The organism is Solibacillus sp. (assembly GCF_040273735.1).
Taxonomy (GTDB): Bacteria; Bacillota; Bacilli; order Bacillales_A; family Planococcaceae; genus Solibacillus.
The window spans coordinates 386,128-408,393 of record NZ_JBELZM010000002.1 but is presented as its reverse complement, the minus strand read 5'-3'; the positions used below and the strand labels follow the sequence as shown (position 1 = coordinate 408,393).

The 22,266-nt window shown below is 39.8% G+C and carries 25 protein-coding genes; all 25 read right to left on the bottom strand.

All coding sequences use genetic code 11. The features are described from left to right. Positions 1 to 152 precede the first annotated feature (152 nt). The 25 genes from ABS917_RS04220 to ABS917_RS04100 all read right to left on the bottom strand — a co-directional run bounded on the left by ABS917_RS04220 (position 153) and on the right by ABS917_RS04100 (position 22,247). Positions 153 to 296, bottom strand: a complete 144-nt coding sequence (locus ABS917_RS04220; protein ID WP_350477813.1) for a hypothetical protein — start codon at positions 294 to 296, stop codon at positions 153 to 155. A 133-nt stretch (positions 297 to 429) separates the two neighbouring features. Then, on the bottom strand, positions 430 to 840 hold the full coding sequence (locus tag ABS917_RS04215; protein ID WP_350477812.1) for a hypothetical protein: 411 nt from the start codon (positions 838 to 840) through the stop codon (positions 430 to 432). A 79-nt stretch (positions 841 to 919) separates the two neighbouring features. Then, entirely contained in the window at positions 920 to 1,489 is a 570-nt protein-coding gene (locus tag ABS917_RS04210; RefSeq protein ID WP_350477811.1) for a dihydrofolate reductase family protein, read from the bottom strand. Positions 1,490 to 1,515: 26 nt separating this feature from the next. Next, positions 1,516 to 2,028: a GNAT family N-acetyltransferase gene (locus tag ABS917_RS04205; RefSeq protein WP_350477810.1), complete on the bottom strand. Its 513-nt coding sequence runs from the start codon at positions 2,026 to 2,028 to the stop codon at positions 1,516 to 1,518. Positions 2,029 to 2,158: 130 nt separating this feature from the next. Then, positions 2,159 to 3,814, bottom strand: a complete 1,656-nt coding sequence (locus ABS917_RS04200; protein WP_350477809.1) for an alkaline phosphatase — start codon at positions 3,812 to 3,814, stop codon at positions 2,159 to 2,161. Positions 3,815 to 3,977: 163 nt separating this feature from the next. Then, entirely contained in the window at positions 3,978 to 4,763 is a 786-nt protein-coding gene (locus tag ABS917_RS04195) for a sulfite exporter TauE/SafE family protein (protein ID WP_350477808.1), read from the bottom strand. Positions 4,764 to 4,909: 146 nt separating this feature from the next. Beyond that, complete coding sequence (locus ABS917_RS04190; RefSeq protein ID WP_008404128.1) at positions 4,910 to 5,137, bottom strand: sulfurtransferase TusA family protein; 228 nt, start codon at positions 5,135 to 5,137, stop codon at positions 4,910 to 4,912. Positions 5,138 to 5,259: 122 nt separating this feature from the next. Further along, entirely contained in the window at positions 5,260 to 6,387 is a 1,128-nt protein-coding gene (locus tag ABS917_RS04185; RefSeq protein WP_350477807.1) for an MBL fold metallo-hydrolase, read from the bottom strand. Between the two features lie 44 nt (positions 6,388 to 6,431). After that, positions 6,432 to 6,827: a DsrE/DsrF/DrsH-like family protein gene (locus tag ABS917_RS04180; RefSeq protein ID WP_350477806.1), complete on the bottom strand. Its 396-nt coding sequence runs from the start codon at positions 6,825 to 6,827 to the stop codon at positions 6,432 to 6,434. Between the two features lies 1 nt (position 6,828). After that, complete coding sequence (locus tag ABS917_RS04175; protein ID WP_350477805.1) at positions 6,829 to 7,389, bottom strand: sulfurtransferase TusA family protein; 561 nt, start codon at positions 7,387 to 7,389, stop codon at positions 6,829 to 6,831. A 56-nt stretch (positions 7,390 to 7,445) separates the two neighbouring features. After that, a complete protein-coding gene (locus ABS917_RS04170; RefSeq protein ID WP_350477804.1) occupies positions 7,446 to 7,742 on the bottom strand; it encodes a rhodanese-like domain-containing protein in 297 nt (98 codons plus the stop codon). Between the two features lie 13 nt (positions 7,743 to 7,755). Further along, complete coding sequence (locus ABS917_RS04165) at positions 7,756 to 8,097, bottom strand: rhodanese-like domain-containing protein (RefSeq protein WP_350477803.1); 342 nt, start codon at positions 8,095 to 8,097, stop codon at positions 7,756 to 7,758. Between the two features lie 10 nt (positions 8,098 to 8,107). Further along, positions 8,108 to 8,530 (bottom strand): DsrE/DsrF/DrsH-like family protein, encoded by a 423-nt coding sequence (locus ABS917_RS04160; protein ID WP_051032385.1) that lies wholly within the window; start codon positions 8,528 to 8,530, stop codon positions 8,108 to 8,110. Between the two features lie 105 nt (positions 8,531 to 8,635). Next, complete coding sequence (locus ABS917_RS04155; protein WP_339194770.1) at positions 8,636 to 8,896, bottom strand: metal-sensitive transcriptional regulator; 261 nt, start codon at positions 8,894 to 8,896, stop codon at positions 8,636 to 8,638. A 188-nt stretch (positions 8,897 to 9,084) separates the two neighbouring features. Then, positions 9,085 to 9,537 (bottom strand): cupin domain-containing protein, encoded by a 453-nt coding sequence (locus ABS917_RS04150; RefSeq protein ID WP_350477837.1) that lies wholly within the window; start codon positions 9,535 to 9,537, stop codon positions 9,085 to 9,087. 342 nt (positions 9,538 to 9,879) lie between these two features. Beyond that, complete coding sequence (locus ABS917_RS04145; RefSeq protein ID WP_350477802.1) at positions 9,880 to 11,202, bottom strand: aldehyde dehydrogenase family protein; 1,323 nt, start codon at positions 11,200 to 11,202, stop codon at positions 9,880 to 9,882. 52 nt (positions 11,203 to 11,254) lie between these two features. Then, a complete protein-coding gene (locus tag ABS917_RS04140; RefSeq protein ID WP_350477801.1) occupies positions 11,255 to 12,676 on the bottom strand; it encodes an MFS transporter in 1,422 nt (473 codons plus the stop codon). A gap of 211 nt (positions 12,677 to 12,887) precedes the next feature. Next, positions 12,888 to 14,060, bottom strand: a complete 1,173-nt coding sequence (locus tag ABS917_RS04135; protein WP_350477800.1) for an acyl-CoA dehydrogenase family protein — start codon at positions 14,058 to 14,060, stop codon at positions 12,888 to 12,890. Positions 14,061 to 14,078: 18 nt separating this feature from the next. Next, positions 14,079 to 15,275, bottom strand: coding sequence for an acyl-CoA dehydrogenase family protein (locus ABS917_RS04130; protein ID WP_350477799.1), 1,197 nt, complete (start codon positions 15,273 to 15,275; stop codon positions 14,079 to 14,081). 24 nt (positions 15,276 to 15,299) lie between these two features. Further along, the gene (locus ABS917_RS04125; RefSeq protein ID WP_350477798.1) at positions 15,300 to 15,734 is read right to left on the bottom strand and encodes a Zn-ribbon domain-containing OB-fold protein; all 435 of its coding nucleotides are present in this window, start codon (positions 15,732 to 15,734) and stop codon (positions 15,300 to 15,302) included. Between the two features lie 11 nt (positions 15,735 to 15,745). Continuing rightward, entirely contained in the window at positions 15,746 to 16,909 is a 1,164-nt protein-coding gene (locus tag ABS917_RS04120) for a thiolase C-terminal domain-containing protein (protein WP_350477797.1), read from the bottom strand. Between the two features lie 19 nt (positions 16,910 to 16,928). Beyond that, a complete protein-coding gene (locus ABS917_RS04115) occupies positions 16,929 to 17,342 on the bottom strand; it encodes a MaoC/PaaZ C-terminal domain-containing protein (RefSeq protein WP_350477796.1) in 414 nt (137 codons plus the stop codon). Between the two features lie 28 nt (positions 17,343 to 17,370). Then, the gene (locus ABS917_RS04110; protein ID WP_350477795.1) at positions 17,371 to 17,820 is read right to left on the bottom strand and encodes a MaoC family dehydratase N-terminal domain-containing protein; all 450 of its coding nucleotides are present in this window, start codon (positions 17,818 to 17,820) and stop codon (positions 17,371 to 17,373) included. A 4-nt stretch (positions 17,821 to 17,824) separates the two neighbouring features. Further along, a complete protein-coding gene (locus ABS917_RS04105; RefSeq protein ID WP_350477794.1) occupies positions 17,825 to 19,990 on the bottom strand; it encodes an acetate--CoA ligase family protein in 2,166 nt (721 codons plus the stop codon). A 295-nt stretch (positions 19,991 to 20,285) separates the two neighbouring features. Then, positions 20,286 to 22,247, bottom strand: coding sequence for a helix-turn-helix domain-containing protein (locus ABS917_RS04100; RefSeq protein ID WP_350477793.1), 1,962 nt, complete (start codon positions 22,245 to 22,247; stop codon positions 20,286 to 20,288). Between the last annotated feature and the right edge of the window lie 19 nt (positions 22,248 to 22,266).

Genomic DNA, 22,266 nt, shown 5'->3' with positions numbered 1-22,266 from the left:
TATTTATAATTATACATAAATAGCAAAATAAGTAAATTCAAAAAAAGAACACTTTCCTTATATCAGAAAAATGTTCTTTTTGTCATATTTAATTAATCTCAAAATCACTTAGCAGATGCCTTGTATAGTAATGCTTGGTGAATGACGAGAATTCAATTCTTATAAAGAAATTCAGCAATCGAATAAACTATAGAAATAAAGGGTAGCGCAACAAAAAAGAAAAACCAGAAGAATTCCGCATTGTTAATTTTAAGCCTAGGTTTAATTTCTTTTTTTGCTTTTACACCAATCTCCATTACTACACTCCTTTACTACATAATATTGAAGAAGATACACTTCTAATCTATCCAAAACTGTAGTAAATCATATACCCTTTCTTTTAGGAAAGCAACCTCTTTATCATAGATAATTTAAATGCGTTTTTTGGGATTATCTTTCAATATAGATTACATCATTTGTAGGCTCAAGATACTCTTTATCTCCTAAAGAAAAAGTGGTATGTAAACGTTCAATTTCCGCATACTGAACTGCTTTACCCTCTTCGACAAAAACCAAAAGATAAATATCATCCCTCGAACCAATATTGCTTGAATCCTTAAATTTAACGCCGATTTGTTTTTCTATATCTTCTTGTGTCGTATAAGGCTGAACTAAAAACGCCTTGTCCCATTCGAAATCGTCAAATGTGTTTAAATAAGTTTTGCTTGTACTATTATCGGATACCATAATAATCGAATAATGCAGTCTTTCTTCAATTTCTGTATTCCGTTTAATATCGCTGTCATTACACCCGGTTATCAAAAGCAAGGATAACAATATAACCACAATTTGTTTTATCAATAGTAAATCCCCTTTTGGACCATTTCAGAACCACTTCGGCTTATTGATTCGAGTCTGTCTCCTGTAATTCACAATGATATTAGTTACCTTCATAACGATAAATGATTTGTATAACACCAGAAGTGAATGTTCTTGTATTCACGACTTTTAAATTTAACCTCTCTTTAATATCGATAAACAGCGGTTTTCCTTCTCCCAATACGACTGGATGAATGGATAATCTGAATTCATCAACAAGCCCTAAATTGATAAAAGTTGTAATGAGGCTTGCTCCGCCATATAGCCATATATCTTTTCCAGGTGTATTCTTTAATTTCATCACTTCTTCACGGATGTTATCATTTATAAATATTGCTTCATGGCCGATTCCATTTTGAGTTCTGGAAAACACATATTTCTGCTTACTATGAACCAATTCCCACATTTCTTTTTCGGTGTCGGAGCCCCCTTCTGCAGGAATATAGTGTCCCCATAAGTCGTAGCTTTTTCTGCCGTAAAAAATTGTATCAACTTGATTCAAAAAGTCGTTAAAGTTCATTTCCGGGTCCATAATGCACCAATCGATTTCACCATTTTTTCCTTCAATCAATCCATCTAAAGTGATTGCCAAATCTAAAATCACTCTTCTCTTAGTTGTATGATCTGCCATAATTTCTTCTCCCTTTTTGATGCAGCTTACTTCCACTCTTCACCCAAAATCGCGTAATAGTATTCATCCCACCACTCATCACCGTTTGGAATGCATTTTTTGAAATAGCCTTCCCTTCTCATGCCGATTTTTTCCATTACACGATATGATGGCGGATTTTGCGGCTGGCAAGTTGCGATCACTCTATGTAACTGCATTTCTTCAAAGGCATATTGTAACATTGCGTGAGCCGCTTCAGTAGCATAGCCTTTATTATAAAATTTCGGATTGAATACCCAGCCAATTTCATATGTATGATCGCCAAAATATTTACCGAAAAACATATGCCCAATCAAAGTGTTTTCACCTTTCAATATGACCGCGAACTTTTCCGCTTCATCCCCCATATTTTGTTCGATAAATTCTTTTGCAATTTTTTCTGTAAAAACCCCTTCAGGTATATATTTCATCACATTGGCATCGGATGTATATTCATATACCGCCTGTAAATCGTTCATGTTAAATTTCCGTATTAATAATCTTTCAGTTTCGACGTGCATTCCCTTACCCCCATGTTTAACTGCTATTTCCTAGTTTCGACATGAAATGATTGATTACCTTTAAAAAACTGCCCTGACTAATTCAAATAAAAAATCCTCACCAAACGAGCTGGCGAGGATAGTTTAGCATTTAATTCAAATTCTTAAGTGTTTCTTTTGAAACATAAAATCCGCTTTCATTGTATACACTGATTGTATTTGTCTGAATTTCACTTGTTGTTACTTTGCCTGATTTACTCGTTGTTTTTTTAGTGATTAAGTCCTTATTTTCAGGGATTTCAAAAGTAGTCGTACCTTTCTTCACTACAAGTACCGCGTTTTCTTTATCCGATAGATCGATTGAAGTCGTCATTCCTTTACCATTCAAAGCTGCTTCTGCATTCGTGTAAAGATCTTTTGATAATTTATCCAATTTAATCCCCATGAAATTGGCCATTTCTTTTGCTAAATCGGTATTGTCAACTAATCCGGAAATTCGTTTTGGTCCATAAGAGTACAGGAACACGTCATCGCCCGTATGACCACCAGTAGTGTATCCTAAATCCGCACGTTTTGATAAAAGATTAACGAGAGTACCGGCAAGCTTCTTCGTTTCTGTTGCGTTCAGGACAGCCGTTTCCTCTGCAGTTAAATTATCCAATCCGTATAATTTAGCTACTTCAACTAAATTTGAACGATCCGGCTTTAAGTTGCTGAGTGCGCCTTCGACTGTCATCGTTGCCTTCTTCAATGGATTAATATAATTGGAAATATTTATTTTGTCATATGTAGAGCTTGTATTTTCATTACCAATCGTAATCCCGCTGTTGCCGTGATCTGTTACTGCTATAACCATCGTATTTTTGTCTTTTTTTGCAAATTTCAGCGCTTCATTTACCGCATCATCGAATGACAAAATATCCGTAACCATTCCGATTGGATCATTTGCATGTGCAGCCCAGTCGATTTTACTGCCTTCGATCATAAGGAAGAATCCATCCTTATCTTTGTTCAGCGTATCAATCGCTTTTGACGTCATTTCTGCTAACGAAGGCTCATTTGGATTGGTTTTCATACGATCTAGTTCATATGCTAAAGAACTGCCGGCAAAACTGCCGTAAATTTTATCGGATTTAGTCGTTAATAACTCATCACGTGTTGTAATGAGGTCATATCCTTTCTCTTCAATCACACTAACTAGATTTTCGCCATCTTTCCGGTTTTCTGATTTCAAGTAATCATATCCACCGCCAAGAATGACGTCCATATTTTGATACACTTGCTGCTCACCGATATCGTCATAGTTACTGCGAGAAGTTACATGTGAAGAAAAGCTTGCTGGTGTCGCATGCTGAATTTCGGAAGTAGAAACGATCCCTGTAGATTTGCCAAGTTGTTTCGCCCCTTCTAACACACCTGCAACTGGTGTAAATGCATCATCCTCATTTCCTTCTACACCCGGCATATCAATTACGGATGGCAGTACCCCTACAAATCCGCTGTTTGATTTGTGACCTGTAGCAAGAGCCGTTCCAGCTGGTGCCGAGTCTGTAATAGCGGATTCGGCTGAATAAGTTGTCACCCCACCTGTTAAAATTTTATCCATTGCAAGACTCTCGCCTTTGTACCAGCGTGCTAACGAAACCGCATTATTGCTGGAACCGTCCATCACGAGCATGATGACATTTGTAGGCTCTTTTTTTGCCTGTTTTGCTTCAGCCTCTGAATTGAACTGCATAACAGAAAGAGATGATACTGCTACTGTCCCCGCAAGTGCATAAGTAAACCATTTTTTCTTGTTCTTCATCAATGAAATATCCTCCTAAGCAACCGCTGATTTGTAATTCGATTTCATTGTAAAGTTCTTTTGTAAATCTGGATTGCTGGATTTGTAAAAATATATTGAGCCTTTGTGAAGGTAATAAAAAAAAGTGAAGCTGAACCTGCAGCTTCACCCGTTACACTATTTATTATTTTAAAATATCTATCCATATTTTAATAGCTGTTGCACCAATCATGATTGCAAGCAGCCATTGCAGTATTTTAACATTCATTTTCTGACCGACTTTTGCACCAAGTGGAGCAGCGATGATACTCGAAATAATCATAATGAAAGCCGGCCAATAGTCGACCTGGCCTGTCATCACTTTGCCGACACTGCCACCGATCGATGAGATGAATGTAATTGCCAAACTTGTCGCAATTGTAATACGTGTTGGAATTTTTAACACCGTCAACATAATCGGTACGAGTAAGAATCCGCCGGCTGCTCCGACAACGCCTGATCCGATACCGACAATAAGTGCAAGCGAACTCGCCAATACTTTATTGAATGTAATTTCTGTTGCATTTTCAACTGTTTTTCTCGGTATAAACATCATAACAGCAGCAATGACGGCCAATAGACCATACACAATATTTACCGCATCTTCAGATAAAAATCCTGAGCCGTAACTGCCTATGAAACTGCCGAATAATATCGCCACCCCCATATATAAGATGAGCTCTCTATTTAACAATCCGCTTTTCCGGTAAGCCCAAACACCTGCAAGTGATGCGAATAATACTTGTACAGCACTAATTCCGGAAACTTCATGTGCGGTAAATGCAACCAAACCGAACATTGGCGGAATATAGAGCAGCAACGGGTATTTAATGATTGAACCGCCGACCCCTAGCATTCCGGATAGAAACGATCCGATAAATCCAAGCCCGAATATGACGGCTATATACATAAATGATAAATCGATTTCCATATGTTTTCCTTCTTTCAAAAATTCAATTTATGCCCCAGCCAAGTAATTACGAACTCAGCAGTGGTTTATCTTTATTCAGCGGGCGTTTGTATACACCCGCTGAATAAAGATATAGCGAGTAGAAGCTTCATCTACCCGCTATTTTCTTATGCTTTTTGAATATAGAAGTACAGGACGCCTGCTTCTTCTTTTTGTTCTACGATAGTGTGGCCGCCTGCACCTGCCCATGCCTTGAAGTCATTTAATGCGCCTTTATCTGTTACTAAAACTTCTAGTACTTCACCAGAGTTTATTTTATCAATCGCCTTTTTCGTTTTTACGATTGGCATTGGACATGCTAAGCCTTTTGCATCTAATGTTTGTGTAATATTCATTTGAAATTCCTCTATTCTTAAATTTGTTTGTTGTAAGCAATCTATAAGTTTACCGTGTAACACGGTTGCGTGCCTCTTGAGCGTGAGGCACGCATTGGTGTAACATCTCATTGCTAACTAAATTAGCGTACTGCGCAACGGTTTGGACCGATTTCCATTTCTGTTTGTTCGTCGTTATCAGGTGTAATTTTACCCATGTTAACGTGGCGAATTTCTTGGTATGCATTCGGTTGTGGTGGTAAGTTATCTGTTACCATTGAGCGGAATACTTCTTCGTCTTCCACATTTAAACCGTGGTTTTCAGCGAATAAGTCGCCTAAACGTTTTGCCACTGTGCCGTCTTCGTTTAGCTCGTCAATGATCATAAAGTGAGCCGGTAATACGATTAAGTCTTCTGCTAATGTGCGGTAGCGAGAGTATAATGTTTCGCGTAAGTCACCAACCCAGTCTTCAGCAAGTCCAGCTAAGTCTGGACGACCGATTGAATCGATGAACAGAATGTCACCTGTTAATAAATATTTACCATCGATGACAAATGATGTTGAACCAATGGTGTGACCAGGTGAATAAAGTGCGCCTACTTCGATTTCAGAAGCACCTAATTGTACTTTTAAACCGTCTTCAAGTGGTGCGTAGTCAAATACCACTTCTTCTGCATCTTTCGGTGGTAAGTAGTATGTTGCACCTGTAGCAGCAGCGATGTGACGACCACCAGAAATGTGGTCAGCGTGCAAGTGTGTATCGAAAACGTGTTTAATCTCAACACCTTTATCTTCAGCGAACTTTGTGAATACATCTGTGAAGCGTACTGCGTCGATGATCGCAGCTTCGCCTTCAGAAATGGCCATGTAAGAAAGACAGCCTTTACCTAAACGTACGAATTGGTATAACTCTCCTCCGTTAGTCAGATTGCCGACTTTAATTGGCTCAAGGTACATTGACCAAGACTTCATACCACCTTCTAAATAGCCAACTTCACGACCAGCATCAGCTAACATTTCTGCTACCATGATAGATGATCCTTCTTTAGCACATACAACCAATACTTCTTTTTCGGCAGGAATTTGCGGTAAAATTTCTTCTACCCCATCCAACAGTTCAAAGTAAGGAATATTTAAATAATCAAATTTGTGACCATCAATTTTCCAGTCTTTAAATGCATCTTCATTACGAACATCTAAAATAAACAACTCTTTATTATCAATTACTTTTCGCGCAACTTGTGCGGCTGTCCATGCTGTTACTGTCATCCGAATTACCCCCATAGGTATATTTTAAACTAAAAATTTTTACGTTAAAACGTTAATGTTGGTGCTGCATCCTTTGCGTATTCAAGGAATGTAACAGCGCCACCTACTTCAATATCATCCACAAAATCTTCTTTTGTCAGACCCATCACGTCCATCGTCATTTGGCAGGCAATGAATGTCACTCCTAAATCCTGTGCCATTTCCACTAATTGAGGGATTGCCGGTACATTTGCGTTAGCAAAGCCTTCCGCAAAGTGTCCTTTGCCAGCAGGCATTTCAAGTGCATTCATCCCTTGTTTATGAATTAAATTAAGACCTTCAAATGTGAAAAAGATGGCTACTTCTTTTTCAGAAGCTGCTGCTGCCGTTGCGATATTAAACACTTTATAAGCATCGAAAAGCCCACCGTTTGCTGCAATAATTGCTACTTTGTTTGTCATATTACTCTACCTCTTTCTTCAATTCGCCTTCATAACCTGTCATACCAGGCAAGACGTTGTATACTTTTGAAAATCCTGCTTCAGCGAGTTGTTTGGCTGCCAAATCCGAGCGTGTTCCTGTTCGGCAAATAACATAAATTGTTACGTCTTTATCGAGTTCATCCATTCGTGTTGCTAATTCGCCCATAGGAATTGATTTTGCCCCTGGGATATGGCCGAAAGCATATTCTGCTGCTTCACGGACATCCAAAATTAACCCCCCTTCCATCACGGCATCTTCATTTGAAATCGTTTGTTCATATGATTTTTCCGCTGCTTCACTCATTTCAGGATTACATTTTCGGATATAGTGATAAAACACACCATCTACTTCATTCGAACCGATATATTGATGACCGACTGTATTCGACCATGCGGCCAAATCCGCCACAGAACCTTTGTCTGTTGCCTGTATTTCCAGCACTTGCCCTTCTGCCACGTTATTCATTGCTTTTTTCGTTTTGACAATCGGCATTGGGCAAGCTAAACCTTTTGCATCAAGTTGTACGTCTGATTTAATCATCTTTTTCCTCCACTTATATACCAGCATGGGTATTATTTAATTTAAAAAAATTTTACTTACTTAACTTCGCCATTCCATTCGAGCATTCCACCAGTCATATTTGTCACGTCAAATCCTTGTGACTCTAAAAAGGCAGTTGCCTGACCGCTGCGTCCACCAGAACGGCAAACCATTATATACGGTATTTTCTTATCTAACTCGTGCATACGGAATTCCAGTAATCCTAGCGGAATATGGGTAACCCCAGGAATATGACCTGCCTCTACTTCCGCTACTTCACGAACGTCGATTAAATGAACCGCATCACCGGCTTCTAATTTTGATTGTACTTCTTTCGGTAAAATAGTTTTCATCATGATTTCCTCCTTAATATGCACTCATGCCGCCACGAACATTTATAACTTGTTTATAGCCTAATTTTTTCAGTTGATTGCATGCTTGCTTTGAACGCATGCCGCTCTGACAAATGACGACAATTTCTTTATCTTTTGGCAGTTTTGTCAAGTCCGAACCAAGCGGAATATTTTTAAATTGCTTTACATTACGTGCTTTATACTCAGCAGGTGTACGTACATCAACAAACACTTTATCCTTGTCATTAATCATTGCTTTCAGCTGTGCCGTTGAAATGGTTTTGACACCTTTTGCCGGCTTCATGCGCCAGGCAAAAAAGGCCACAATCACGGCAATTAATATTATTGTTTCCATATGACACCCCTTATATGAATAGGTTTACGTTCCCGTCTTCCGCATCCGCTAAATAGGCCGCTACACCCGCGTATTCAATGCCATCCAGCAATTCTTCTTTTTGAAGTCCCAATAAATCCATCGTCATCGTACATGTCACAAGCTTAATGTCCTGTTCCTGCGCCATTTCTACGAGTTGTGTCAATGTTAAGGCGTTATGCTTATTCATTACATGTTTGATCATTTTTGGCCCCATGCCGAGCATCTGCATTTTTGATAGCCCTAGTTTTTCTGCACCACGCGGCATCATTTTGGCAAACATTTTTTCAAGGAACCCTTTTTTAACAGTTACGGGTTCTTGTTTTCGTAATGCATTGATACCCCAGAAGGTATGAAAAATTGTTACCTCATGATCATATGCAGCCGCACCGTTTGCAATAATGTAAGCAGCCATTGCCTTATCGTAATCACCGCTGAATAATACGATTGTTGTTCTTTTCTTTTCCAATTAAAGTCCCCCTACCCCTATAGGTATAATATATTTTAAAAATAAAAAGCCTTATCGACTTTTTACTAGTAAATCTACTGCCTGTTTGACCATAGCATTTTTATCGATTGTATCAGCATCTTCTTTTGAAAGACATTCGACTAAATTATCCGTCACGATGACACCGATTGTACGGTCAACAGCAGAACGGACAGCACTTAGTTGCGTTATCACATCTTTGCAGTCCTTTTCTTCTTCCATCATCCTTAAAATGCCGCGTAGCTGACCTTCGACTTTTTTCATTCGAGCCAATACTTTTGGATCATACTGCATATGCTCACCTCATTTAGAATAATTATTAATCACACTATACTACCCCTCAGGGTATATGTCAAACTTTAAATTCTCCTCAGTTGCTGTTGCTTTTTCTCAACAACCTCATCTATTTCTAAATACAGCATATACCCCATTGGGTATATTGTCAACAGAAAAAAGCTCGCACATTTGTGCAAGCTCCAAAACTAGTACTCATGCTTATTCGCATCTTGTTTCGTAGTATGCACTGTACCATATGGATGATTCGGCGGTGCATAGATGGAATACAGCTTCAGCGGAACATTTCCGGTATTGATCAAGTTATGCCATGTGCCTGCGGGTATGATGATGGCGCTATCAACAAAAACGATCCATTGCATATTTAGATTGTCTTTTCCATTACCCATTTGAACGATTCCTTGCCCTTGTTCAATCCGTAAAAATTGATCGACGTTCGGATGCATTTCCAATCCAATATCCTCGCCTGGATGTAAACTCATGACAGTCAATTGCAGATGTTCCCCTGTCCATAATACGGTCCGAAACGTATGATTCCCCATCGTCGCTCCACGAATATTAATGACAAAGGGGTTTTTGCCATAGTCTGTTCTCACATTCATGCCGTTTCCATAATTCCAATTACCATACGTACTTGGCATAAAATCCATGTTAATTTTCCATCCCTTCACAATCCTTCTCTTTAAGTAGATTATGTAAATGTAACTATTAGCGTTCACTTTTTTGAATAATCTCCATTTAAACTTTAAATAAAAGCACATTTTCTTCAATTATTATACATACCACAACACTCATCGACAAAACTATCGTTAACCATGTAATCTTTTTATCCGAACAGAAATACAGAGGGATAGATTAGTATCTTTAGTACCCGTTTTCACGTATATATTTTTAAAATAACTTGGGGATATATTATTCAATATTAAATTAAAAAATAACACTTTTCTTTATGGGAAAAGTGTTATCTGTAGTTCTTAGGTAGGTCATGAAAGAACTTTATAAACAGCGCGCTGATGCGAGAAAGTTTTAAAACCATGGATTCCATGGAAATTACCGCTTCCCGAGTTATTGACACCGCCAAATGGTAAATGAAGATGCGTATTGTGCATAAATATTCCGTTGATCGTCACTCCGCCAGAAGACGTCGTAAGGAGCACCTGCTGTTGGATATGCTCATCCTCACTATAAATATATAGCGCTAAAGGCTTTGGATTCTGCTGGATATGGCGAACCGCTTCAGATACATCCTTATACGTTTTCACAAATGTGAGAGGCCCGAAGATTTCCTCGTCATCAATCCGCATGTTAGGCATAATATTTCCTAACAAAGTCGGCTCGATTAAACGATTTTCATCATCAAATATCCCTCCGCTTAATACGGTAGCTCCTTTTTTCAATGCATCCTCGAATAAACTCTTAATCCGATAATAGTGTGCATCATTGACAATTTGGGTGCGCTCCGTTGTACATAATTTACCGTTTTCATAGAGCATATTTAGCGTCATTTGCTGAAAAGCCCGCACAAAATCTGTTAAATCGTCTTCATGAACAAATAAATAATCTGGTGAAATACAAAACTGGCCAGCCATCATTACTTTTCCGAAAACGATTGTTTGCGCCGCTTTGAAAAGATCGTACCCTTTATCAATAATAACTGGCGATTTGCCTCCAAGCTCAAGCGTTACAGTTGCCAAATGCTCGGCTGCTTCACGCATGACTATTTTTCCGACACGTGGACTTCCCGTAAAGAAGAAATGATCAAACGGCAGCTTCAGTAATTGCTCGGATACATCGGCTTCCCCCTGTACGAACGCGACCTCCTGCTCATCAAATACCGATGCTATTATATCTTGCAATATCTTATTATAGGCTGGATTAAACTCGCTTGGTTTAATTAATACACAGTTTCCTGCAGCCAATGCATCCACTAATGGATGAATTGTTACGGACATCGGAGAATTCCAAGTCCCGAAAATGCAAACACAGCCACGCGATTCATATAAAATATAGGCTTCGCCATCTTGAGGATTTTCTACCCGATCAGGATGCATCCATTGTTCCAGATGCTCAACAGTAAAATCAATCGCCGATGTGACGGAATAAATTTGTTGCTCCGCTGTCATAGTCGTCATGGCAAAATCCCTGTTTGCAGCCTCTACTAAATCCTGTATATGGGTCAAAATCGCATTTTTTAAATTCAGCAGTTTTTTGATACGTTGCTGTGCTGTCGTCTGACGTGCCTGCCACTGAAAATCTTTTTGCTTGTCAAAAATACTTTGCAGCTTGTTTATCGTAGAAAAACTCATCTTCCCACTCCCTTTTATAAAATAAAATTCTCCTATTACTAACCCTTTTAATTTAAACGAGTTGCTCTGTGACAGTTTCTTCTTCTTCTATTTTCAAATTACGCTTTTGCAATGTAATGACAAAGATTCCAAGAGCAAAAACAACTGCGCCTAAGCTTGCAAACAGTAAGTACGACAAACCTTGACTTAAGTTTGGAAGTCGTAAAAACAGTCCAAGGAAAGATGTTGCCAATAACGAAGATACTGCAACGGCCAACTGAATGACACTCATTGCAACACTGATATCTTTATCCGGCAGATTCATTTGAATTCCTGTGTGGAAAATTGAAATCAGTACACCGCTGGACGTCCCCCAAATTAAACAAATTACCGTTAAGGCTACTGTAGAAGCAGATGTTGTAAAGAACGTTAATGCGAAAATCATAGAAGCAAAAATACCCATCGCAATGATTGCCACCAATTTGAAATCCTTTAACTTTACAACAAGGAATCCGCTCACTGCAGCAAAAATGAAGGAAGTCGTCCCTCGATACGTCATAAACAAGCCTGTTTCAGTTGGTGTATAGCCAAATAAATTTTGTAAAAACATTGGCAGTAAGAAAATTAGTCCACTTGCGGCAAACATAACGGCAAAAACACTTAACAAGCAAACTACAAAAACGCGATATTTAAATAACCGTAATGGCACGACCGGATGTGCAGCTTTCTTTTGGCTAGTAATAAAACCGAAAATCGACAGCACAAAGACGATAAACAACACGAACATCGGGACAGATAGCCAAGGGATTCTTGAGCCGCCAAATGTTGTAATCGCAACAAAAACTAAAATAGCGGCACTTAAAATACTTATTCCCCTATAATCGAGTTTTGCATTTTCTGCCCTTGAAATATTCGGCATATATTTAACGACAAGATATAAACCGATTACTCCAATTGGAGCAATCGAATAAAATACCCAGTGCCAGGACATATACTGGACAAATATTCCACCCAGTGTAGGTGCGACTATTGCTGTAATGGCATTTAATGCCCCATAAAACCCTAAAAACTTCGCCCTGTTCGCCAAATCAAAGATATCACTGATGACGATCAGACCAACTACAGCCGCAAGTGCGCCGCCAAAGCCCTGTATCGCCCGGAAAATCATTAAATGATAAATGTTCGATACTAACAAAGGTGTTATTATTTCGGAGACTAAAATAACTAAAATACCAATAATCAAAATTTGTCTGCGACCGTAAATATCACTCATCTTCCCTACAATTGGCGTCATTATTGCACTTACAGTCAAATTTACAGTAAATACGAGCGAGTAAAACTCGATGCCGCCAATATCATCAATAATTTTAGGCAGCGCGACAGAAAACTGGGAGGAAACCATAAGCCCCAATTCAATACACATAAAGACCCCAATCATTAATAAAACCTTTTGTTTATATGTTAGCGACTCAACAGTTTTAGACGTTTTTAACATGAACAAAATCACCTCTTTGATTTTGATTTTTTGTTAGACTAAACTTTCCGCTCAATTAAACTAATAACCCGAACTAAAAAATGTTTTGTCGTCAAATCAGACATCATATCTGTAAATTCGGACTGATTTTCTGAAATCAATTAAAATAGAGAGCGACTTGATTTAAATATCTCTTATATTTAAACGCAAATCACTCTCTCTATATATAAGCCTATTTATTCGCCATAATTGCTTGCTGCTCTGTTTGGACAGAATTTTGGCCGGTCCAATTTAAAGCATTAATTGCCAGATCATAATATTGATCGATGCTTCCTAAGTAATTTTCGTAGTATTTAGCCTGCTTTATATATAAGTGACAATCGATCTCCTCCGTGAATCCGATCCCGCCATGAATTTGGATATTATGGGACGCCAATCGAATGAATGCCTGAGTTGCAAAAATACGTGCGGTGCTAATTGCCTCAATTCGGTCTTCCGAAAAAGTCTCCAATGCCCAGTTTGCATAATAGGAAAGGGAACGTGCAGTCTCCAAATCCAGTTTCATATCTGCCAGACGATGTTTAATCGCCTGGAATCTGCCGATAGGATTACCGAATTGTTCACGGATTTTAGCGTACTCGCTGGCCATCTCCACGATATGCTCCATTGCACCTACCGCCACGGAAGATAACGCAGCATTATAATAAAGCAAGCCCTCCTGTAACATTCCCCAGCCGTCTCCTATTTGGCCAATAACATTTTCAGCCGGAACTTTCACTTGTTCAAATTCAACCATTGACAGCTTTCTCGTTTCAGCAAAATTATCCTGTGGTGTTACCGAAATTCCTGGTGTGCTGAGATCCACAGTGATTAATGTAATTTCATTGTGGATTCGCAGCGGAACTATAACATGCTGTGCGAGCTCTAAATCTGGCACCTGTGTTTTTACACCATTTAAAATAATCTGCCCCTGGATCACTTCACCAGAAAGACGGATTCCCTGCTCTTTATAGCTGCCACCTGGCTCTAGCCATGCCATCGTTAAATTTAAATTCGAATCGGCTATTCCCCTTAAAAAATACTGCTTCTGCTCCATCGTTCCGAAACGTTCAACCAAAGGAACTGCCAATGCATTTGTTTCAAGGTATAAACCCGGAAGCAATACTCTGCCGAACTCTTCCATGATCGGCACTAGATCGAGCTGACCTAAGCCCATTCCCTGGAATTCTTCCGGGATATTCAATTTTGTCCAGCCTAATTCCTTTAAATCCGATAAAATGTTTTTTACATGCTCTGTTTTGTTTTCAATATAATCTCTTGCAATTTTCGTTTGTTCCATATCTCCTAAAAATTTCTTTATATATTCCCGAAACATTTCCTGTTCCTGGCTTAACGAAAAGTCCATCTATTCACCTTCTTCAATTTATTTGCCAATATCCTTTGGCAGGCCTAAAATTCGTTCGGCAATTGTATTTCTTTGTATTTCACTCGTACCGCCTCCGATTGTTTGACCAAAGGCATAGAGATAATTCCTTTGCCAATACGAGTCCCCGTACACGGCATCCCTTTTCCATAACAACCCTTGATGCCCCTGAATTGAAATCGCTTCTGCGAACAGTTCTTTCGTATTTTCGCTGACAAAAAGTTTGTCCATTGAACCTTCCACTCCCGGATGACCCACTTTTAGCTGCTTTGTTAAATTGCGGTAATAGTTAAGCAAGGACCCTCGCGACTTAATATACAAATCCAGCAGTCTTTTGCGGACATCCGGCTTTTCAATTACAGGCACATGATCCTCTGTTACATTGCGGGCTAATTCCACCAGCTCATTAAATTGCTGTTCCAATGAGAACACCTGTGCACCAATCCCCGTTCTTTCATGCATGAGCAGCGCAATTGTTACACGCCATCCATCATCGACAGCACCAATAATTTCACTTTCATAGGCAATCGCATCATTCAAATAAACCTCATTGAAATCATGCTCTCCGTCCATCTGAATAATTGGTCTAACCTCGACCCCCGGCTGATTCATATCCAACAAAAAGCATGTAATACCATGGTGCTTTTTCTCGCCCTTACTCGTTCGGGCTACTAAGAAGCATCGATCTGCAAAATGCGCAAAACTTGTCCAGATTTTCTGCCCATTTATAATCCACTTATCACCGTCTTTCACCGCTGTCGTTTGAACAGCCGCCAAATCCGAGCCTGCGTTCGGTTCAGAGTAACCCTGGCACCATACTTCCTCACCAGTAATGATTTTTGAAATATATTTTTCCTGCTGTTCCTTGCTGCCGATCTGCATTAGTGTGGGGCCTACCATATGTAAACCCACATAGTTAACAAGTGGAGGTGCCTTCACACGAACCATTTCCTGATGATATATGATTTCTTCCATCAGCGTCGCATTACGGCCGCCTTGCTGTTCCGGCCAAGCAATCGCTGCCCATCTTCCCTCTGAAAGTTTTCTTTGCCAATTTCGTAAAAATTGACCTAGCTCTTCTTGATTTTCAGGCATTTTAAATGTGCCATCCAGCCATCCTTCCGGCAGATTGTTTTCCAACCATTCGCGAAGCTCCAGACGAAACTGTTCCTCTTGATTTGTGTACGAAAAGTCCATCCATATCCCTCCTTCTTAAAGAATTTAGACTAATACCCACTGTGGAATCGCTCGCTCCTCAGTAGCCTCTATCCAAACCATTTTTACCTTTGTTCCGATTGAAACTGTTTCCATATTGCCATGCAGGACATTACCAATGATCTTAATGTCTGGGTAATCCTTCAATTGGACAACAGCGATCACTGTTGGCAGTTCATTCTGGAAGCCCGGTAAAAACGGTCTATTTGAAACGATATACGTGTAAACCTCACCTGAAATCGTTGAGCCTAAGTTATCCCAGATTACATCGATGCTTCCGCAGTTTGCACAGCTTGGCCCGGGGGGATGATTATAATTGCTGCATGTATTGCATTTTTGCACATTCAGCTCATGTCGATCTGCCGCATCCCAGTAAGGAGCATTATAGGTGTTTTTCAAAGGAATTGGCTTTTCGTAAATTACTTTCGTCTCTTCTTTCATTGTCATTCCTCCTATTTACATAAAATCATGGCACCGGCAACATCCGGTCCTGTCCAACCTGTACAAATTGCCAGTTCTGTATCTTTTACCTGACGTTCGGTTCCCTCATATTCACGTCGTACTTGGCGGACAATTTCCAATACATTATTCATGCCGTGTGTGTAGCCTTCCGAAAGCATACCGCCCGCTGTATTTGTAGGAAGCTTGCCATCCATCCGCAAGTTTCCGGCACTGACAAAATCCCCTACTTCGCCTTTTGGTGCAAGTCCGTATGCCTCGAGCTGACGTAAAACAACCCAGCTGAAACAGTCATAAATCGACGCAACCTTAATATCCTCAGGTGATACGCCCGCATTCTCGTATAATCGTGGTGCAACATAATCCGCTGCAACTTCATCAATATTTTTCCAGTAATGTGCGTGTGATACTACTTCCCTTGCAGCCATTCCCAAAATTTTTACAGGCACGGATTTGCAGTCTTTCGCACGCTCTGTGGATGTCACAATAATCGCATTAGCTTCATCCGACTCCAGACAGTAGTCATGCTTTGTAAATGGTGAGCTTAAATGTGCCGTGTTCATATATTCTTCCATCGTCAATGGCTTCCCGTAAAAAAATGCTTTCGGATTCCGCTGTGCATGCTCGTAAAAGCTTGTGCAAACATGCCCTAAATGTTCCTGTGTCAAGCCGTTCAGATGCATATGACGAGTGGCAAACAAACCAAACCATTGCCCTGGGCTGCCTGCTCCATAAGGAATAATGAAGCTCCCGTTATCAAAACCGTTTTGAAGGGCATCAATACTGAAACCGCCCCCGCCCATACGGACACCGGAACGTCCATTCATCGAGCGGAAAATAAGTACGGTATTTGCCTGTCCTGTTTCAATCAAACCAATGGCCTCTGCGATTAAGAGTTCGGTACTGCTCCCCCCGCCGAACATTTCTTTCACAACTTTAGGCCGAACCCCTAAATATGTTGCCACCTGGTGCGGATTACAAGAATCCATCTCCGAATAACTCATGAACCCATCGATGTCCTTTGCTTCCAAACCTGCATCTGCTAGTGCAGCCCGTGCTGCTTCCAACGCCAATTCCAATGGGGTAACCCCGGAATTTTTTGAACGATTACTTTCGCCTACACCAACAATGGAATACTTCTCCTTTATTTTTCCCATTCAGCCCACTCCCTCTATATTAAAATTGGATAATGGCTTCGCCAGACCCAACAACCTCGCCTATGTCCTTTACTGCATATAATTTCAAAACAACCTCTGTCCTGCCATCATTTTTCGTTTTTTCCTTGACGATTCCTTTGCACACAATTTCATCCTCCGGAACAGTCATTGCACCAAAGCGCATTTTAAAATCGGTTACTGTTCCTTCATTCGATACAATTTTATTCACGTATTCTCCTAAAAAACCCATGATTAACATTCCGTGTGCAATCACACCATTTAATCCAATTTTCTGGGCGAAAGCATCATCTGTATGCAAAGGATTAAAATCACCTGAAGCTCCTGCATATTTTACAAGCTGAACCTTTGTTACCTTTTCTTTTTTGTATTCCGGCAGATTCAGCCCTTCCACTAATTGGCTAAGATCAATCATATTAATCTGTCCTTTCTGCATAAGAAATTCAATTCAGCACCAACGGTCGATACACGATATTAGTTCGGCTTGTTACTATGTGCCCGCCGTTTTCATCTTTTATTTCTGTATCAAACAAAATGAACTCCATCATGCCGTTTTTTCCTTCTTTTTCATATACATCCGTCACTCTCATCTGGCAGTACAGCAACTCTCCAACACGAATCGGGCGGCTATAGATAAACTGCTGTTCGCCATGAAGCATTCGTCTGTAATCCAACCCTAAATCCAAAGCGTCATTTTCATCGTCAGGTGTCACCGCGACAGGAAATGTCAACGGTGCAATGAGCCCTTTATGAGGTGTATTTTTGGCATATTCTTCATCCGTATAAAGCGGGTTCGTATCGCCAATGGCCAGCGCAAATTGCCTAATATGACGCTGCTCCACCTTGAAGGTAAAGGGTTTTCCTGTTTTACCGATTAAATGTGCAAGCTCCATCGCTTTATCCTCCAATCAATTCTTTTTTAGTACTCTCTTCACTCACTACAAGCATGGCATCTGCAGCCTTGATTCCATTTTCATAAACAATCAACGGATTAATATCCAATTCTTTGATCTGATCCTTATGATCAAGCATTAACTGGGAAACTCTTAAAAGCACATCGATAATCGCTTCTTTATCTACCGCTGCCTGACCCCGAGCCCCGTCCAAAATGGCTTTTGCCTGCAGTTCGTCCAATAGTGCCCCGGCATCCTGTCTGCTTAATGGTGCTACCTTGAAGGCAATATCCTTAAATAACTCGACAAAAATGCCACCTAAACCAGCCATAATAACCGGTCCGAATACTTCATCATTTTTTGCGCCGATAATCACTTCTATCCCTTTCGGCAACATTTCCTGTACAGAAACACCATTTAAAACAGCACCAGGATTGTAGCTCCTTGCATTTCTCATAATTTCCTGGAATGCTTCCTTCACTTCTTCTTCAGAAGAGACATTTAAACGTATTGCATCTGCCTCTGTTTTGTGAGGGATTTGCTGCGAATCAATTTTCAGCACAACCGGAAACCCAATCTGCAATGCTCTTTCGACGGCTTCTTCAGCAGAAAGTGCTACATAGCGCTTAGTCGTCGGAATGCCGTATCTCGCTAAAACCTCACTCGCCTCTGACTCACTTAAAACAGCACCAGGTGTTAACAAATCATCAATTTTCTCATGTTCATAAAGTTCTTCCATCCCAGCTGTTTGAACGGTATTTAAAAACTGACTGTATTCTGCTATTTGTGCTAATGCCCGCACCGGGTTTAATGCGCCTGATACTACCGCTATTTCATTTTCAATTAAGATCGGAGTCGTTTGTGGGTATGTGATCTCTCCTAATGGGAACGGGAAAAAACCAATAAATTTTCCACTATTTTTTGCGACGGTTATAAACTCTTTGAAATACTCGTTATGCTTATCCCAGCTATGCGGAAACTCTGTCAGCAGGATGTTGTCAACCTCAGGACTATTCACGAGCACCTTTAGGGTATCCAGGAAAAATTCCGGATTTGTGAAAGAGGCTGCGGCAGTCAAATCAATTGGGTTCGTAACACTTGCGTAATCCGGTAAAGTCTTCCGCAATTCCGCCATTGTCTCATCGGAAAGTCTGACAATATTCAAACCATATGCCTCACAGCGATCCGCTTCATTAATACCCCGGCCGCCGGAGCTTGTAATAATCGCTGTATTTTTTCCTTTTGGCAATCGATTCGGATTAAACAACTTTGTAAAGGCAATGACATCCTCTGCATCTTCTACACGAATAATGCCGTGCTGCCTGAAAAACGCATCGTAGATTTTATCTGATCCAGCAAGGGCACCTGTATGAGAGGCAGCTGCTCTGCTCCCGGCATCACTACGCCCGGTTTTCATCAAAACAATCGGTTTTTTCTTTTCCAATGCTTTACGAGCCGACTGTTTCAGCTTTTCGGGATTTTTAGCTCCTTCGATATAGCCGCTGATCACTTCAATTTCATCATCATTGACCATATAGTCGATATAATCTTCCAGTGTTGTATCCATTTCATTTCCGCTGCTGATAAAATAATTGAAGTTGATGCCATGCTGGGCTGCTGCCATATATGTTAAAACTCCGAATGCACCGCTCTGTGATATATAGCCAACCCCTCGCTTACCAGTCATTGGAACATCTAAAACAGAAGATGAGAATGTCCCGATTAAACCATTCGATGTATTGACTAAACCGACACAGTTAGGACCCAGCAATCGAATATTATTTAATTTGGCATATTCCGCCAACTCAAGCTGTAGTTTCTTTCCTTCTTCACCAGCCTCCGAAAAACCGGAAGCAAAAATGATCGCAGCTTTCACCTTTTTTTCTGCACAGGCGATGAGGCCATTTTTAATCTGATCGTAAGCTACACAAAAAATAACGAGATCAATCGAATTCGGAACATCTGCCAATGTTGGGTAGCTTTTCAAGCCCGCAATTTGCTCGGCTTTCGGATGAATCGGATAGATTTCGCCCTGAAATTTACCGTCAATCAGTGCCTGGAGCTGAATGTTGCCTATTTTGTACTTATTCTCAGATGCGCCTAAAATCGCGACCGATTCAGGATAAAGTAAAGGCCTAATTGATTCATAGCTTTCTACATTTTGAGTCATTTGCATTCCTCCTAAAATGTTTTTAGATGATTCATCTATGAACCCATCATACATTTCCTTATTTATTTATACAGAAAATTCTGATTAGTAAATTAATAGAGTTATTATGATGTCAATATACTGGAATAATTCATTTAAAACGTTGTAACTGCTGCGATTTTAATAAAGAGAAAAAAATCGTATGTTCACACTAACCCCGACTTTCCATCCTTATAATCTCGACTTCACATCCGTGTAAGCGCATTCATTCAAGAGAGCGGCAAAAAGAAAAAGCCTCTGAATAATTTCAGAAGCTTTAGTCAAAACGCTCTAGCCAATCCCATATTTTCTTTTGAATTTTAGAGGAACCTACAACAAGTCCTCTCTCGATTTTATTTAAATACGAAGCAGAAACTTCAATTTCCTCCGATATACTCATTAAAGTAAGGTTATGATTCCTGCGAACTCGAATCAAACGCTGAATGAGCTCTTTCTGGAAACTGCTCTGCATGTTCTTACTGGCCGCAAAAGACTTGGCAGGCTTCTTCACTCTCTCAATCGACCGGTAATGTTCTTTTATTTCATGGGAAGGATCGATAATGATGGAAGTATTTAGCCAATATTTGGCCCATCCCTTTCCTTCTGCTCTATTTTCATCCCAGTTGATATAGTACCAGTCGGCAATGATTTTATCCTCCACTAATTTATCCAGCGCCTTTTCAAAGCGCTCCCTTGTTCTGATCGGCAGACGATTATTTATCTCCTGTCCGCACACTTCCAACAGCGTATTCACCCGGTTTAATTGCTGGTAGTCCCCTTTATATGCCTGTGTCCTCCATCTCCAGCTTAAATAGCGGCATAATTTTTTCTCTAAGTTAAAACGTGCGGCGTGATAATGCATTGCTTTTAGGGGAAGTAATGCCATCTGCCGCTTCGAGGAGACTAAATATTTCGCGAATACTTTATCGACCGTAAATGTAAAGGACTTACCGCAAGTTTCCTCATTCACTTCATATTCCTCTCCGTTTGAATGTTTAAATAAAAAGGTCCTGCCTTGGACTTCTACCTGAATTGGCTTGTTATTTTTGTACATCACGGTTTTATCAATTGTTAGCCAAAGACTTTGAATCACCTTTAAGGAATGGATTACCTGTTCCCTCTGTTTTGCTTCAAAGCCTCCACGCCGCCCGTCTCCACTGAGTTTAGGCCGTAGACCCCTCATTGTTAAAATATCTCTTAATTCAATTTCAACAATATCGTCGAGAGTTTTAGCCAGCTGTAAATAAAGATGACAAAGAATATCCAGCACATCCACATCGATAATGGACATTTGCCGAGCTATATTTACAGCCATTTGCTGCATATATTCATAAGCAGAAGAAAGGGTTCGGTTTTCCTGAACCAAAGGAATGATTTGAATATTCCCGCTCGTATTTCCCTTCTCAAAAATATATTTCGGCCAAATACCTTCATCACCTATCAGAAACTTCTGTTTATAAATCGCTTCTCTCACTACATGATAGGCTACATTGTTCAGAACATTTGCATAGTTGGATATGTATTTCGGCTGAAGTGCATCACTGCCGGTCCCACCATTTTCAGGCTGTCCGTTGACATTTCCAAGTTGTAAAGAAGCGGAAACATTATTATTTATTTCATTGATCAGTTTTCTTTGCCATTCTTTAAGATAATGATCGACATTATGACTGAACTTTCTGATAAATGATTTATTAGTTGCCAGATTAAAGCGCAGTAATTCAAAAAATTTCACATTTAACTCTTCTACCGTCAATTCTTTGATACCCCTGATTCCGTCCAGCAGAATCATTTCCTCTAAAATAAAGATTTTCAATTGATTCTGGAGCCAAATATAAAAGTTATCCCACGTATCTTCTCTACCTATAAATGTTTCATTCTGTATAATTGTCTTCGTTTGCTCAATAGAATTCTCTAACAATTGATCGTTAATTAAAATTTCATTAATTCCCTGAGTGCTATGGGCTACAATATAAAAGTTAATGGAAATCGCCATTTTTTCAATTATTCTTTTTCGCAGCTGTAGCCGAATCTTGTAATATAACTCCTTATTTCTAGCATACTCCTCCTCATCAATAATATAACTCGGAGTATTCGTATTGCCTTCATCCTGTTCCAGATCGACAATGGAGCCCTCTTCAATATGTCTGTCGAAAAAAAGACTGTAATTCATTTTTTCAATAGGAGCATCATTGACAGAAAGAACATAAAAATTTTTTATTCTATGCTTTTCTTCCTCCATTGTGCGTTCTAAATATACC